A 13,428-nucleotide genomic window follows, 5' to 3' on the forward strand; every position below is an offset into this window, starting at 1 on the left:
TTTCGGTACCTTTATTTAGTGTTGTCTTTTTTAGGAACTCCAAGGCGAACTCCTACAACTAATGATTTTCAAACTTTCACCTCTTGCAAAAAGCTGGCCCATGATGGCAAATAATCACGGGCCGTCCAGATTATTGATTCATGTTGCTGTCGTTTCGCCCTTGAGGGGAATTTTTTTTCATCATTTTGACAGTATCCCTGACTGCCTTGTCCGTATTTCCCCGATTGGGGGTCATGGAAGCAATGTTTTCCACGTACTGTCTTAGCGCGGGATCATCGGTTACATATATCCCGAACCATTGGGGTACAGCGGATTCCGCTGTTTTTTTAACTTGCTCGGCAACTTCGGCGCGCGAGCGTTCGTCCGCTGCATCCGCCTGATAAGCAATCAATACTTCTTTATCAGTCACAACGACGCTGTTGTCGTTTACTTGGGGCAGGCCGACAGTCAATTTGCTGATCTGATTCGCCAATTGCTCTCTTGAAACAATGTCCCCGGGGTTTATATTGGTGGATTCACCCGGTACGGGACTTTTTACTTGACGGACAAAGCCGAAGTTTTGGTTATCGTTAGAGCCATTATATAAATCGTTTCTGTCTGTTCGATTGACCGTGTTGCCGCTTTTTTTGTATACTGTGTTATTTTCGGCAGCTTGCCGGTCGTTGACACCGCAAGCGGATAAAAGAATCCCGCTTATGGCGAGTGCCGAAATAAACTTTTTCATGATTGGCACCTCCTTTTGTATAGGTTGCGCTTGAAAAAGTAATTTTTACTAGTAAATGTTGGATTGTGAGTTATAATTTATAATAAACAAAATTATAAACGGGTGAAGGTGATCATGATTGTCGTTCAAAATAAACAATATGAATTAATCGAGGAATTCAGGGACGGATTTAACGAGGAAGCTTTTCGGGCCCGCTTCAGCGAAATTTTGGCAAAATATGATTACATTGTGGGCGATTGGGGGTACGGACAGCTCCGGTTAAAAGGATTTTTTTCCGATGACAACCAAAAGGCCACTTTTGATACAAAAATCAGTACACTATTGGAGTACTTGTATGAATATTGTAACTTTGGCTGCGCTTATTTTGTTTTAAAAAGAGTGGATAAATAAAGGCCAAGCAGATGCCTGGCCGCTTTAGCTTTTTTGGTAAGGCGGTTCCGTATCCCTGTTCGGGTCATCATGCGTCGGGTGTGCACCTGGAAATTGCCGCGGCCTGTTTTGGTGCATGGATTTAAATTCATAGTTGAAAGCACTATATTTTCGCTGCCCTTCTTTCCATGGCGTTGATTTATTTTCCACTCGAGCGTGCCTGCGCCTTGAAGAACCGTATGGCCCTTCCGGAAATTCCTCGGCCGTCAAAAAGTTGATTCTTGTCTCAACCGTTGAAACGTCGGTATATTCGTTTTCTTCTTTATCAATGTCGTTTTTTTGATCCATTTTGGTTACCACCTTTCTTTAATAAGATGCCCTGTCCTTACGGCTATATTCGTAACGGCTTTTTGGATATGGTAAAATAAAGTGGATGATCATTATTGTTTGGAGGTCTTTTTTGTGTATTTTGTTGACCGGGAGCATATTGAAGCAACCCTTCAGCATTTGGAAAATCAGCTTTCTTTGTTCGAAAATGAAAAGAAGTGGGATACAGATTTAAAGAAAGCAGCCCTGGAAAGATTGCTGCAAACTGCCATCGACTCCATCCTGGATACGGGAAATGCCATGATAGACGGATTTATCATGAGGGATCCCGGCAGCTATGATGACATTATTGACATTCTAGTCGACGAAAAGGTCATTGTTGGCGAAAACGGCGAAAGATTAAAAAAAGTGATTTCTTATCGAAAAATGCTTGTACAGCAATACATAAACGTCGATCATGAACAATTGTTCGCTGTTTTTGCCGAACATTTGACGGCACTCAAACAGTTTGCCCCTTCTGTTCGGGCATACTTAACGAATGAATTGGGCCCTGTCTCGGCTTTTAGAAATTAAAAAAGGAGCAAACATGAAGAAATACACGGGATATTTGATTGACTTGGATGGGACGGCATATAAGGGAAAAGAAGTGATTCCGGAAGCAGTTGATTTTGTCAGACGGCTTGAGGAAAACGGGATGCGCCATTTATTCGTTACGAACAATTCCTCCAAAACCCCGGAACAAGTTGCCGATCATTTGAACAAATTGGGATTTCGGGCTGCACCGGGCGACGTATTCACTGCTTCCCTGGCCGCTGCAAATTATCTGTGCGAAAAGCATCCAAAGGCCCGAATTTATGCCATCGGAGAAAAAGGGCTTAAAATGGCCTTAACGGAAAAAGGGTTTGAGCTGTCAGACTGCTGTCCCGATGCAGTAGTCATCGGGATTGACCGTGACATCAATTATGAAAAGCTGGCCAAGGCATGTTTGGCAGTGCGCGCCGGAGCCGAGTTTTATTCGACAAACAACGATGCGGCGGTACCGACTGAAAAGGGACTGCTGCCCGGAAACGGTGCGCTTACCTCGGTCATTTCATACTCGACTCAAAAGGAGCCGATCTTTATTGGAAAACCGTACTCCATTATTATGGAACAGGCCCATAAAATCCTTGGAACCCCGAAGAATGAAACGATCATGGTAGGAGATAATTACGATACAGATATATTGGCAGGCATGCGCTTCGGAATCGATACGCTGCTTGTCCATACAGGAGTTACGACGCCCGAGATGCTGGCAAAAAGACAGGAACAGCCAACATATGCTGTTTCTTCCCTCAAACAATGGGAAATACCATAAGACACTGATGAAAAAACAAAAGCATGTGGAAAAACAATCCGTTTTTCTTCACATGCTTTATTTAAATCGTGTGATCATCGCTGCTCCCTATTGCAGTTAACCTCCACGATCTTCATTACTCTTCTCCTTTGGCACTGTGTGCAAGCCTGCTGGAAGCCGCAGCTGCGATGGCACCGACGATATCGTCCAGAAATGTATTGACCATAGCGGTGGAATGATCATTCAGCTTTTCCAAAATACCCGGTTTTTGTTTATCGATATAACCGTAATTGGTAAAGCCGATCGATCCGTAGACGTTGACGATTGAAAAAGCCAGTATTTCATCTACCCCGTACAAGCTTTCGTCGGTCCCGATGATTGTTTGGAGCGGTTCTTCCAGCTTGCCCTGTTCCGCCAATCTGTCCAGTTGAATACCGGTCAAAATCGCGTTTTGCACCTCTCTTTTGCGAAGAACGCGTTCAATATTATATTTACACTCATCCAAGGTCAATTCGGGGTGATATTTTTTTTGTAAAAACATAACAAGTTCTGCAATATCATCAATCGTCACACCACGTTCATTTAACCAGCGGCGTGCGGTTTCTTCTAATGCGGTCATTTTTCTGACTTCTGCCATTCTCCTCATCCTTTACATTACATTTTTACATTTCATTTTATTTCTTTGGGCTGCCGTTTACAACCATCGATCCAATATTCTTTCGGCAAATAACCTGTTTTTGCTCATATACATGAACAAAAGGAAAAACGGAGAGAGGGAAATGTCAGTGGAAATTTTGGAGAAGTATTTTGGAATCAAGCCCGACAGGATCATACAACTTAACGGCACAGACCGGTTTTTGGCAGGGGATGTATTATATACTATTGTACCAGTAACCTATATGGAACAAAAAGTTTTAATGGAGCTATATGAAATGTCCGAGCATATGGCAAAGTTTCGGGACCGGAAAGTGTCCCGCTTTACGCCTGCAAAAAATGGTAAGTTTCTCGTTACTCATGAAAATCAGGATTATATACTTCTTAGAAACGAATATCGGCCGCCTTCAATGCGAACCCAAAGAACTGGCCGGAAGCTGGCGAGATTTCATGAACGCGGCAAAAGACTGCAAGCAGAAATTGACGCGTTAAACCGGGTGGGTCAGTGGAAGTCGCTCTGGAGCATGAGGCTGGATCAAATGGAACAGGCATGGCGGGCCTTTATACAAGAACCGCCGAGAGAGGAATTCGATCGTTTATTTTTTGAATCTTTTCCGTACTTTATGGGCCTTGCTGAAAATGCGATTCAATACGTAACGGATACTGAATTGGATGAGCGGCCTTCCTATTGGGACCAGGCTGCCATTTGCCACGAACGCTTTTTTAACGGCTTATGGGCAGGCGAACAAGAAATCCGAAACCCTTTTGACTGGGTGTATGATCATCCTTCAAGAGATATTGCCGAATGGATCCGCAATCAATATTTTAAAAGCAGACGCGCTGTGCGTCCCGAATTGCAATCCTTTTTGTACGAATACGAATCAATTGCCCCCATTTCCCCATTTGGATGGAGATTGGTATATGCCAGGCTCTTATTTCCTCTCCATTATTTTGTAACGGTTGAAGACTACTATCAGGGGAATGAACAGCCGAGACAGAAACGGCTTGAAGAAGAAATGAAGAGGCATTTGCGGGATACTTCCGATTATGAACAATTTCTCCGGTCATTTTACGGCCTGGCAGACGTCAATCAAAAACTGCCGGTATTGGAATGGCTTTAGAGGAGCACTGCTGCTTTGCTTTTGTTGCATTTCCGGACCGCGGATAAGTGTTTGAAGCTTTACTAAACGGTTTCCGTACCAACTTTTTCAAAAAAAAAGCGACTCGGGTTGAACCGCATCGCTTTTTGATTAAAACACTTGTTCTACTTCAACGACCCCTGGAACTTCTTCTATTAAAGCCCGTTCAATACCGGCTTTTAAAGTAATGGTGGAACTCGGGCAAGTACCGCATGCACCGAGCAGGCGCAATTTAACGATTCCTTCATCAACATCTACGAGTTCGCAGTCACCGCCATCGCGAAGCAGAAATGGACGCAATTTATCTAATACTTCTTGAACTTGATCGAGCATTGTTTGATCGGACATTCCAATCTACTCCTTTCCTATCCTCATTATAAGCAGAAACAAAAAAAAAATCTATCGTCAAGTTTGTTGGAATTCTTTTAAAAAACGGTACAATAAGGAAAAGGAGGGAGAGGGGCATGAAAAAAGAAGCTGAAATTTTCGTATATGGCGCTGAACAAATTTGCGCAAGCTGTGTCAATTTGCCGTCATCCAAAGAAACGTACGAGTGGCTGGAGGCAGCCATTTCCAGGAAGTTTCCGGACCAGCCGTTTAAAATTCGCTATATCGATATTTTTAACCCTCCGGAAGAAGAAGAAGCAAGAGCTTTCTCAAAACGGGTTATTGAAGAAGACTTGTTTTATCCCGTTGTGACAGTAGGAAGTGAAATTGTCGGCGAGGGAAATCCCCGTCTGAAGGATGTATTCAAAAAGCTGGAGGAATATGGGTATCAGGCCATGTAAAAAAAACCGGAGCACAATTCGTTGGCTCCGGCTTTTTATGTTAACCGTTATGATATTTGTACATCCAAAGGATCCCGGATTTAAGGATTCGTGCAATTCTTCCGGTGATGGCCCGGTCCGCCATCAGTCCGAATCCTTGTTTTTTGCCAAGGGAACCAAGTACGCCCTTTAGCTTGATGGTTGGAAGATCTTCCGGCAGCTCCTGGCCACTCCAACGTTTTTGGAGAACATGGACAATTTGGTCAGCCTGCCCCTCGGCAAGCTGGGCGCTCGGGGCATAAGGAAGGCTGGCGCAGTCCCCCACAACATAAACATGCTCATCACCTGGAATATTATGGTATTTTGTTAAAACCACTCTGCCCTGCGCATCTTTTTCGACATTCATTTCCTGAACAATGCGGTTTGGCTGAATCCCCGCCGTCCAAACAATGACATCCGAATGGACCGGCTTATCGTGGTTATACAGCGTCTTTTCTTCCACCTTCGTGATGTTGGCCTCGTTAATGACTTCCACTCCGTTTGTTTGGAACCAGCTTTGTACGTATCGGCTGACCCTTTCGGGAAAAGCAGAGAGTATGATTTTACCGCGGTCAAATAATTTAATGACCAAATCGGAGCGGCTTTCCCTCAATTCGCTTGCAAGTTCGACACCGCTTAAACCTCCGCCGACAATGCTCACAACGGAATTGGCCGGCAAGTTATTCAACATTTGATAAGTCTTCCTTGCATTGCCAATGTTTTGGATGCTGTTGGTGAATTCTCTGGCGCCTGGTATGTTATGGTACTTATCTTCGCAGCCGAGGCCAATAATCAGATCATCGTAAGCAACAGGTTCTCCTTGATCCAAATAAATCAACTGATTGTCCAGGTCGATGTTTGTAACTTCCCCATATTTTACTTCTAAACGCGGATGTTCCGGAAATGGTACGCGGACTTCCTGGTCGGAAATGGTTCCGGCTGCCAAAGCATAGTACTCGGTTTTTAGACAATGGTAAGGAACCTTGTCAATCAGTGTAATCGATACATCGTCTGGCAGTTGGTGCGGCAATAAGCGGTGCAGTACACGCATATTCCCATAGCCTCCGCCAAGCAGGACTAATTTTTTCATAAAATATATCTCCTTTTGCCATCTATATTGAAAGAAAAATAAGAAATAGTTAACAATACGGTCATATATCCCACGTAAAAGTATATCGAAATCTACATTTATATACAACCGGAGTCATGTTGATTATGTAAACCTTCGACGTTGACGAAACGGTATGAAAGGAGTAGCATTATGACTGATTATGAGGTGAAATGGAATGAATCCGATCGTCGAATTTTGTATCAGCAATTTGGGCATGGGTGGATATGAAGCCCTGCAAAAGCTTGAAGAGGATCCGAATCTCGATATCGTTGAATATGGGTGTCTGGATCATTGTGATCTTTGTGCCGAAACGTTGTATGCGCTCGTCAACGGCGAGGTCGTTACAGGCGAAACACCAGATGACTTAGTAAAAAATATTTACCAATATATAGAGGAAAATCCGATGTTTTAACAGTGTTCAAAAAAAGCCTGCAAATCCTTGCTGTTTCCCGTATTCTCATGTAGATGTTACGGCAGGCAAAATGGCAGCAATGGACGCCAAGGGGGAATTGGATCGGTACCGTTTGGTTGAGAATAGCGCCTGCGGGGTATATAATATAAAGAAAGGTTTTATTTTGCAGGAGGGGGTGCGGATTCATGAGTGCCATTGTCACTTTAACCGAGGCGGCTGCCTTGCGGATTAAGGAAATGATCAAAGAAAATGGCGAAGAGGGTGCTTATTTTCGTTTTTCGATCAATGGGGGCGGATGCAGCGGTTTATCGTACGGCATGAGTCTTGACCATGAAAAAACGGAAACGGATGAGCATTTCGAACAACACGGCATTGAAGTCGTGATCGACAAGGACAGCGCACCGCTCGTGGCCGGAACCACCATTGATTTTAAACAATCTTTAATGGGCGGCGGGTTTACGATCGATAATCCCAACGCACTCGTGTCTTGCGGCTGCGGATCGTCTTTCCGGACTGCCAAAGTAGCCGGAACGCCGGAAGAATGCTAGCGGTATAACAACGTTTATCAGCGTTTGGCATTTCGGGATATTAAGCGATAATCTAATCGTAAACTATTCCGAGGGGTTGCCGATTTCAGGATTTAATCCGAGCATTTACGGTACTTTTACGGCATATAAACAACCCCAAACGCCCGATTATGGATTAATAATAACGACCTTTTAGCGATGAATTTCGAATTCAACGTTAGGAGGTCGTTTTTTTGTCTTTAAAGAGGCGGAAAAGGGTCACGAAGTTGGACCGGTCTGAAAAGTCGTATCCGAAATTAACGCTCGATCAAGCACTTGATTACGTACTATCGGGAAAACGAGCCGAAGGTGTACGGGATCGGACTTTAAAAGATTACTCGAATATGTTCCGTTATTTTACCGATTGGCTACTCGATAATTACGAAGTTGAATTTGTGGACGAGCTAAGCCCGGACGTCTTTCGTAATTACATCAATTACATGAAATACGATAAGCGCAAGTATACCGGTCATAAATATATCGACGCAGATAAACAGGACGTAGGGCTGTCCGATACGACGATTAACATTAACCTGCGATGCTTGCGGTCACTATTTAATTACCTAGCGCATGAAGATTTAATCGAGGTCAATCCAATGGAAAAGGTTAAGTTATTGCGGCAGGACTTCGATTTAACTAATTGCTTAACCGACGATGAAGTAAAGTCGATTTTAAAAGAGCCCAACTTGCGTGACTACGTAGGCTTTCGTGATTTCGTTGCTATTAATGTATTGCTCGATTCTGGAATCCGAGCGCAAGAACTAATAAGCCTGCGAAGCGGTGACATTGACTTTACAACGCGTTTTATTACAATTCCAGGCGAAGTAAGCAAGAACCGCAAGCCGCGCCTAGTGCCGGTTTCAACGCACGTTATTAAGTTGTTGCTCCAACTTATCGACGAAAATAGACTGCACTTTAAAACTGATCGAATATTCCTTTCAAGCTACGGCGAGCCATTAGGTCAAAACCAGTTTAATAAGCGTTTGAAGTATTACGCAGATAAAGCAGGCGTGACAGGTAAGAAAGTAACTGCGCACGTTTACCGCCATACATGGGCCAAGAATATGATATTAAACGGCTGCGATCCGTTCACATTGCAAAAAATCGGAGGATGGGCGGACATTCGAACTATGAGGCGTTATATACAGATGGACACAGAGGAAATGCGCCGCAGTCATGACGACGTATCACCGTTGAATCGCTATAAGAGAAATCGTTAAAAACTTATGAAATGAGGGGAGATAATGCGTGCAATCAGGCATTGGATAGACTGTAAATTACGAGGAAAACATCGTTATGACTTTTATTCGCATCGATGTATCGTCTGTCGGAGAACGACTAAATAAAAATAAAAAAAGCGCCAGCCCTTGCGGAACTGACGACTACCCTACGTCAAGTCTATCGAAAAAATCGATATACCGCAAGTGTTATTTGTTATACGTTTCAAACCGAACATATATTCGTATAACTAGGCGCCCTAAAAAGGAGCCGTCGAAAATGTTACTAGCAAACGAAAATACATATCGCAAACTATCCACGTTTCAATCAGTCGAAGAAATGAACGAAGCAATCAAAGCGCACAGGTCGGCGCATAAGCTATCCGAAACAGAGCGCGCTGTCCTGGACGTAATCAGCCGTTACAGCTGCAAATATCCGGGCGTATGCTATCTCTCGAAAACTAATATCGGAAAAGCAGTCGGAAAGGTACGCCGTACTGTTATTAGAGTATGCAATCGATTAGAGGCGCTCGGCATCATCGAGCAATACGAAACTAAGCGCGATGGCGGGGATCGGAGACAGTCGACGAATGTTATCGTTATATTGCCTTTGACAAATTGTCAAGAGCAAACGACGACCCGGGTCGCCACTTCAAAGCGTGCCACGTGTCACGGTTCAGTAGTCAAACTGGTTGACGAGCAAAACGGAAACCCCGGGGTTCCGGACAAAATGTCCGAATCAAAACGGAGTACATACTCCGAAGTCGCACCGGAAATGTCACGCCAAGAAGCTCCTTCTAAAAAGCTAAATAATATTAATTATATTAATACGTATTATAAACCGTTTTACGCTCGATTTAAGGCGTTTATAGGCTCAACGATAGGCAAGGATAGTCAACGCCTAGTATCGCGCTTATATGGCGTCTATTTAAGCCACAGCACGCCACTACTCCGCGCTAATGCCTTCGATAAGCATAGCGTTGAGGCCATCGGCTATCGTGCGTTACATGCTGCGATTATGGCGACTAAATCGAAGAAGATCGAGAACCTGGCCGGCTATTATAATGGCGTACTTGATCGTATGCTCGATCGGTTATACTTCGAGAGTATGGCGGAGCTTTATGGATAATCCGCAGTAACAACGTACATAGGCGTATGTATGGCGTTTTAATATCGGAGAGGATGTCCGAACGTTCGGACATTTAGGACTCCGTGCACTCTACGAAATCGCAACCCTACCGCCCGAACAGCGCGAAGCCGAGCACATCACGGAAAAAGGCGAAGTTAAAAAGCCCGAAGATATGTCCGCGTGTTCGAGGAATTAGGCGACGGTAAATACGTGACGTCACGTGTTATCGGAATGAAGAAAGTACCGTATCAAATGCTCGACGTTGCGGAATACTTGCTTATCGCAGACTTTCTCCGTCAGAAAGAATCAAACATGCGCCAGATTGTCGGAAAGGCATATACGGAGTTAGGCAAGGAATTGTACGATGCGCAACAGAGGCTTGCAAGTCATAACAAATATGAAGGAGTTTTTGTCAAATGGTGCGGGTATTTGGGGTTTACAATGAAGCAGGTATACCGACTTATTGACCGATATAATCTTTTGACAAATTGTCAAAACAGCGAGCAAAAAGAGTTTCTCGAAGATTTACCCGTCTCGCTCACCTATGAAATTAGCGGAAAATCATCCGAATCCACGCCAGCCAAAGCGCAAGCCAAGTCGGAAGTACTCGCGGGCGCTAGTTATTCGGTTGTTTTACGAGGGGCTGGCGCAGGAAGCAAAGGCGAACAGTTTGGCGAATTTGAAGCAAAACTCCGACTCTGCAAATTTGCACACTCGGGAAATGACATTTTGCCAGATTTGGCAAAAAGTAAGTTAAGTCGGGATACTTCCATAGAATTAGCTAAAAAGGCGGGACGATCGGTAACGATATTCGGTGGAATGGATCGGGCACTCCAAATTTGGAGAGGGCGATAGAAGTAACGGGAGAAACAGCGGAAATACTTCGAAAGAAAGACGAACTCTCCAAATCTGGAGGTTTCGTCAGTAGACGGAGAGACCGCAGAAATACTTCGAAAGAAAGCCGGAGTTGGTAAGTCGAACATGTATTACCTTATCGCAGTGTACGTTTTTGAACCTAATAACTTATATATATATACTAAAACCGCTAGTAGTAACGAAGGGATTCCGAGTAATTGACGGAAAGCATCGTCTAAAAGCAGCTAAGGAATTAAACATCGAAAGTGTTCGCGTAATAATAGAAGAAATTTCGGAAGATAAAATTCCGGCATATATTACCGCAACCAAACTAAATCGCGATGATTTAAAAAGCGGTCAGAAGGCGGCGCTAGTCGTTCGGTTGTTTTACGAGGAAGAGCGGATGAAGGCGAAGGAGAATCAAGGAACTCGAACCGACATTACCCCAGATTTGGGGCAAGGTTTCGGGGGTAAGAGCGCAACAGCGAAAGCGCTCGCCGAGAAAGCCGGCATCGGACGTTCGAGTATGGAGTACCTTATCGCCGTATTTAAAAAACGTCCCGACTTATTCGAGCGGGTATTCAAAGGCATATACGCGGACGAGCAGCCGGATACTTCCGAATATTTCCCAGAAACATCAGGCGAGGCGCCCTAGCGCGTGACCCCCTCGGAAACTCCACCCCTCGATTATTCAGTCTATTTAACGATTGTTTTATGTACAGATTTAGAACGATCGCACTTATCACGTTTATAAGCGATATTTCTACTTGCATCTGTCTATAAAGTCGTCTATATTAATAATTACATATAACGTATGACAAATAGACGGAGGGGCTTTATATGACGAATAGGATAATCGGATACGTACGCGTTAGTACTGGCGGACAGGACGAAGCTTTGCAGGTAGACGCATTAAAACGTTATGCAAACGAGAAAGGGAAGTCGTTAGTACTATACATAGAGAAGGTATCATCGCGTAAGAAAAGGCCGCAGTTAAATGAGGCACTAAAGGCGATGACTAAGGGGGATTTATTCGCAGTATATAAACTCGATCGTTTAGCTCGTTCAACAAAAGAATTATATTCATTGACAGAAGAAATGAAAGAGAAAGAAGTCGAATTTGTGAGCATTTCAGACAGTTTCGATACAACAACTTCAACAGGTAAAGCAATGTTCGGTATGCTCGCGGTATTTGCGGAGTTTGAACGTGATATTATCAGCGAGAGAACACGCGCAGGGCTCGAAGCAGCTAAGCGTAGAGGTCGAACCGGAGGAAGGCCAGCGATCGATGAGAAGACTAAAAGACAAATAAGAAAGTTGTTCGAAGCAGGAGAAAGCGCGACAGATATTGCTAAGGAATACGGGATCGGGCGCAGTACAATCTATAAGATATTGAACGAGGAAAAGACCGCTGGGAAATAACCCCCCGGCGACCTTATTATTTCCTGCGCGTCGCCTGCTATCCTCTAAATTCGACCGAAAATTTTATTATCCCAGCCTTAAAAAATAGCGCGATATAATTTTAAAATCCGCGGGGTTCAATCGTCATTTAGACGCATTATAAGCGTCGTACAAGCGTTCTGTTTGCGTTCTAATACGTTTTATTCTATAGGCCTTAAAACGCCGATACGAGCGTCCTAGGGTATTTTAAACACGGCGCTAGTCCTTCGTCAATCCTTCGTCGATATACGCCTGCTGTTCGGCTCGATTGCCCGGATTCCAAAGCTCGCTTTCGTGTTCGAATATTATAAGTTCTTCCAATCGATCGATACCTAATACTTCCGCAATACGTTCGACATGTTCGCGGTTGATAGTCGTTCGCAAGTTATTCGCAAGCTCGCTGATTGCAGCCGGCCGAATATTGGTCATTTCCGCAAGTTCTTTCTGCGATATGCCCCGAGATTTTAAAACTTCTTTTAATCGGACGTATATCCTTAATGGATCGCGTTCCTTTTCCTCGCTTTCACTATATAGCGCGGCCAGTGCTTCCTTTCCTTTTTCCATACCGTAAAACCTCCTTTTTATTCGATTATACATAAATTACGTAAAATCGTAAATTTATGCTTGACATTACGATATAGCGGAATTATACTAGAGTCAAGAAGCGGATTACGATATTCCGTAATATAGTAAAAGGAGTCGATAATATGATTCACGCAATCGAGGGCCTGCGCGCCCATATCCGAGCTACTGCGGAATTATTACACAAGAGGCCGGACAATGACGATCTAAAGCGCGAACTCTACGCTATGGTATCGGCGGTCAATGTTATGGAGATTTACGAATACGGAAGCCATGTGACGAAGTATAACGACATTATCGAGGGCGGCTAAACTCATTAAACTGCCGATATAAGATACAGCCCGATGATGTGCCGTGGAGTAACGGGATTTGGCCACGGAGGGCAGGGTAATATGCGCGGCCTATCGACTGGCAATCGGTAGGGGTTTGGCACGCGCGATACATAGGGCGATCGGAAATGGCAGCCGGTCGTCCTGTTGCAATTCATTTTTAAAGCCTGTATTATTCGCTGGAATTTTATGGATACAAGGAATTGGGACATAAAAATTAAAATATTTGTTGGTCTTTAGACTCATTTTTAGCGATAATAATTATAAACATTCACACAAAAGACATAAACAGTGGGACTTCTGTCACTTTTTTACCTAAAAAATGGAAAATAAATTTACTATTAGTGAGAGGACTATTCTTTTTTGGGGATAGTCTGCCTGCCGGCCTGTTTTCGATTGATTCGAGCCTGCATAGCGTTTTAAGCGCGTTTAAAC

General features: G+C 43.9%; 19 protein-coding genes. 13 read left to right on the plus strand and 6 right to left on the minus strand.

Features of this window, described 5'->3' with window-relative positions; all coding sequences use genetic code 11:
• Nucleotides 1-130 precede the first annotated feature (130 nt).
• Nucleotides 131-724 carry a YhcN/YlaJ family sporulation lipoprotein gene (locus AB1L08_RS19180; RefSeq protein ID WP_413066245.1) on the minus strand — a complete coding sequence of 198 codons (594 nt, stop codon included), beginning with the start codon at nt 722-724 and terminating at the stop codon, nt 131-133.
• A gap of 114 nt (nt 725-838) precedes the next feature.
• On the opposite strand from AB1L08_RS19180, the gene AB1L08_RS19185 reads away from it, so the two are divergent.
• Nucleotides 839-1,114: a YutD family protein gene (locus AB1L08_RS19185; RefSeq protein ID WP_413066246.1), complete on the plus strand. Its 276-nt coding sequence runs from the start codon at nt 839-841 to the stop codon at nt 1,112-1,114.
• Nucleotides 1,115-1,138: 24 nt separating this feature from the next.
• Here the strand turns inward: AB1L08_RS19185 and AB1L08_RS19190 are convergent, their stop codons facing one another.
• The gene (locus AB1L08_RS19190) at nt 1,139-1,441 is read right to left on the minus strand and encodes a cytosolic protein (protein ID WP_413066247.1); all 303 of its coding nucleotides are present in this window, start codon (nt 1,439-1,441) and stop codon (nt 1,139-1,141) included.
• Nucleotides 1,442-1,555: 114 nt separating this feature from the next.
• Between AB1L08_RS19190 and hepT the strand changes: the two genes are divergently transcribed.
• Both hepT and AB1L08_RS19200 read left to right on the plus strand, forming a co-directional pair.
• Nucleotides 1,556-1,993 carry a type VII toxin-antitoxin system HepT family RNase toxin gene (hepT, locus tag AB1L08_RS19195; protein WP_413066248.1) on the plus strand — a complete coding sequence of 146 codons (438 nt, stop codon included), beginning with the start codon at nt 1,556-1,558 and terminating at the stop codon, nt 1,991-1,993.
• 13 nt (nt 1,994-2,006) lie between these two features.
• On the plus strand, nt 2,007-2,774 hold the full coding sequence (locus tag AB1L08_RS19200) for a TIGR01457 family HAD-type hydrolase (protein WP_413066249.1): 768 nt from the start codon (nt 2,007-2,009) through the stop codon (nt 2,772-2,774).
• A 115-nt stretch (nt 2,775-2,889) separates the two neighbouring features.
• On the opposite strand, the gene AB1L08_RS19205 is transcribed toward AB1L08_RS19200, so the two are convergent.
• Complete coding sequence (locus AB1L08_RS19205; RefSeq protein ID WP_413066250.1) at nt 2,890-3,390, minus strand: phosphatidylglycerophosphatase A family protein; 501 nt, start codon at nt 3,388-3,390, stop codon at nt 2,890-2,892.
• A 142-nt stretch (nt 3,391-3,532) separates the two neighbouring features.
• Between AB1L08_RS19205 and yutH the strand changes: the two genes are divergently transcribed.
• Entirely contained in the window at nt 3,533-4,528 is a 996-nt protein-coding gene (gene yutH, locus AB1L08_RS19210) for a spore coat putative kinase YutH (RefSeq protein WP_413066251.1), read from the plus strand.
• 129 nt (nt 4,529-4,657) lie between these two features.
• Here the strand turns inward: yutH and AB1L08_RS19215 are convergent, their stop codons facing one another.
• Nucleotides 4,658-4,894: a NifU family protein gene (locus AB1L08_RS19215; protein ID WP_413066252.1), complete on the minus strand. Its 237-nt coding sequence runs from the start codon at nt 4,892-4,894 to the stop codon at nt 4,658-4,660.
• 116 nt (nt 4,895-5,010) lie between these two features.
• On the opposite strand from AB1L08_RS19215, the gene AB1L08_RS19220 reads away from it, so the two are divergent.
• Nucleotides 5,011-5,334, plus strand: coding sequence for a YuzD family protein (locus AB1L08_RS19220; protein WP_413066253.1), 324 nt, complete (start codon nt 5,011-5,013; stop codon nt 5,332-5,334).
• Between the two features lie 40 nt (nt 5,335-5,374).
• On the opposite strand, the gene AB1L08_RS19225 is transcribed toward AB1L08_RS19220, so the two are convergent.
• On the minus strand, nt 5,375-6,442 hold the full coding sequence (locus tag AB1L08_RS19225; RefSeq protein WP_413066254.1) for an NAD(P)/FAD-dependent oxidoreductase: 1,068 nt from the start codon (nt 6,440-6,442) through the stop codon (nt 5,375-5,377).
• A 196-nt stretch (nt 6,443-6,638) separates the two neighbouring features.
• Between AB1L08_RS19225 and AB1L08_RS19230 the strand changes: the two genes are divergently transcribed.
• The 7 genes from AB1L08_RS19230 (at nt 6,639) to AB1L08_RS19260 (ending at nt 12,064) form a co-directional block, all read left to right on the plus strand.
• Nucleotides 6,639-6,875, plus strand: a complete 237-nt coding sequence (locus AB1L08_RS19230; RefSeq protein WP_413066255.1) for a YuzB family protein — start codon at nt 6,639-6,641, stop codon at nt 6,873-6,875.
• Between the two features lie 185 nt (nt 6,876-7,060).
• Nucleotides 7,061-7,423, plus strand: a complete 363-nt coding sequence (locus AB1L08_RS19235; protein ID WP_413066256.1) for a HesB/IscA family protein — start codon at nt 7,061-7,063, stop codon at nt 7,421-7,423.
• A 212-nt stretch (nt 7,424-7,635) separates the two neighbouring features.
• Complete coding sequence (locus AB1L08_RS19240; protein ID WP_413066257.1) at nt 7,636-8,661, plus strand: tyrosine-type recombinase/integrase; 1,026 nt, start codon at nt 7,636-7,638, stop codon at nt 8,659-8,661.
• A 277-nt stretch (nt 8,662-8,938) separates the two neighbouring features.
• On the plus strand, nt 8,939-9,787 hold the full coding sequence (locus AB1L08_RS19245) for a hypothetical protein (RefSeq protein ID WP_413066258.1): 849 nt from the start codon (nt 8,939-8,941) through the stop codon (nt 9,785-9,787).
• Between the two features lie 180 nt (nt 9,788-9,967).
• Nucleotides 9,968-10,642 (plus strand): hypothetical protein, encoded by a 675-nt coding sequence (locus AB1L08_RS19250; protein ID WP_413066259.1) that lies wholly within the window; start codon nt 9,968-9,970, stop codon nt 10,640-10,642.
• Nucleotides 10,643-10,796: 154 nt separating this feature from the next.
• The gene (locus AB1L08_RS19255; RefSeq protein WP_413066260.1) at nt 10,797-11,297 is read left to right on the plus strand and encodes a ParB N-terminal domain-containing protein; all 501 of its coding nucleotides are present in this window, start codon (nt 10,797-10,799) and stop codon (nt 11,295-11,297) included.
• 185 nt (nt 11,298-11,482) lie between these two features.
• Entirely contained in the window at nt 11,483-12,064 is a 582-nt protein-coding gene (locus tag AB1L08_RS19260; protein WP_413066261.1) for a recombinase family protein, read from the plus strand.
• Nucleotides 12,065-12,301: 237 nt separating this feature from the next.
• Here the strand turns inward: AB1L08_RS19260 and AB1L08_RS19265 are convergent, their stop codons facing one another.
• Nucleotides 12,302-12,646: a helix-turn-helix domain-containing protein gene (locus tag AB1L08_RS19265; RefSeq protein ID WP_413066262.1), complete on the minus strand. Its 345-nt coding sequence runs from the start codon at nt 12,644-12,646 to the stop codon at nt 12,302-12,304.
• Nucleotides 12,647-12,789: 143 nt separating this feature from the next.
• Between AB1L08_RS19265 and AB1L08_RS19270 the strand changes: the two genes are divergently transcribed.
• Nucleotides 12,790-12,975 (plus strand): hypothetical protein, encoded by a 186-nt coding sequence (locus AB1L08_RS19270; protein WP_413066263.1) that lies wholly within the window; start codon nt 12,790-12,792, stop codon nt 12,973-12,975.
• The last annotated feature ends 453 nt before the right edge of the window (nt 12,976-13,428 follow it).

This window comes from Siminovitchia jepli, assembly GCF_047228825.1.
Taxonomy (GTDB): Bacteria; Bacillota; Bacilli; order Bacillales; family Bacillaceae_C; genus Siminovitchia.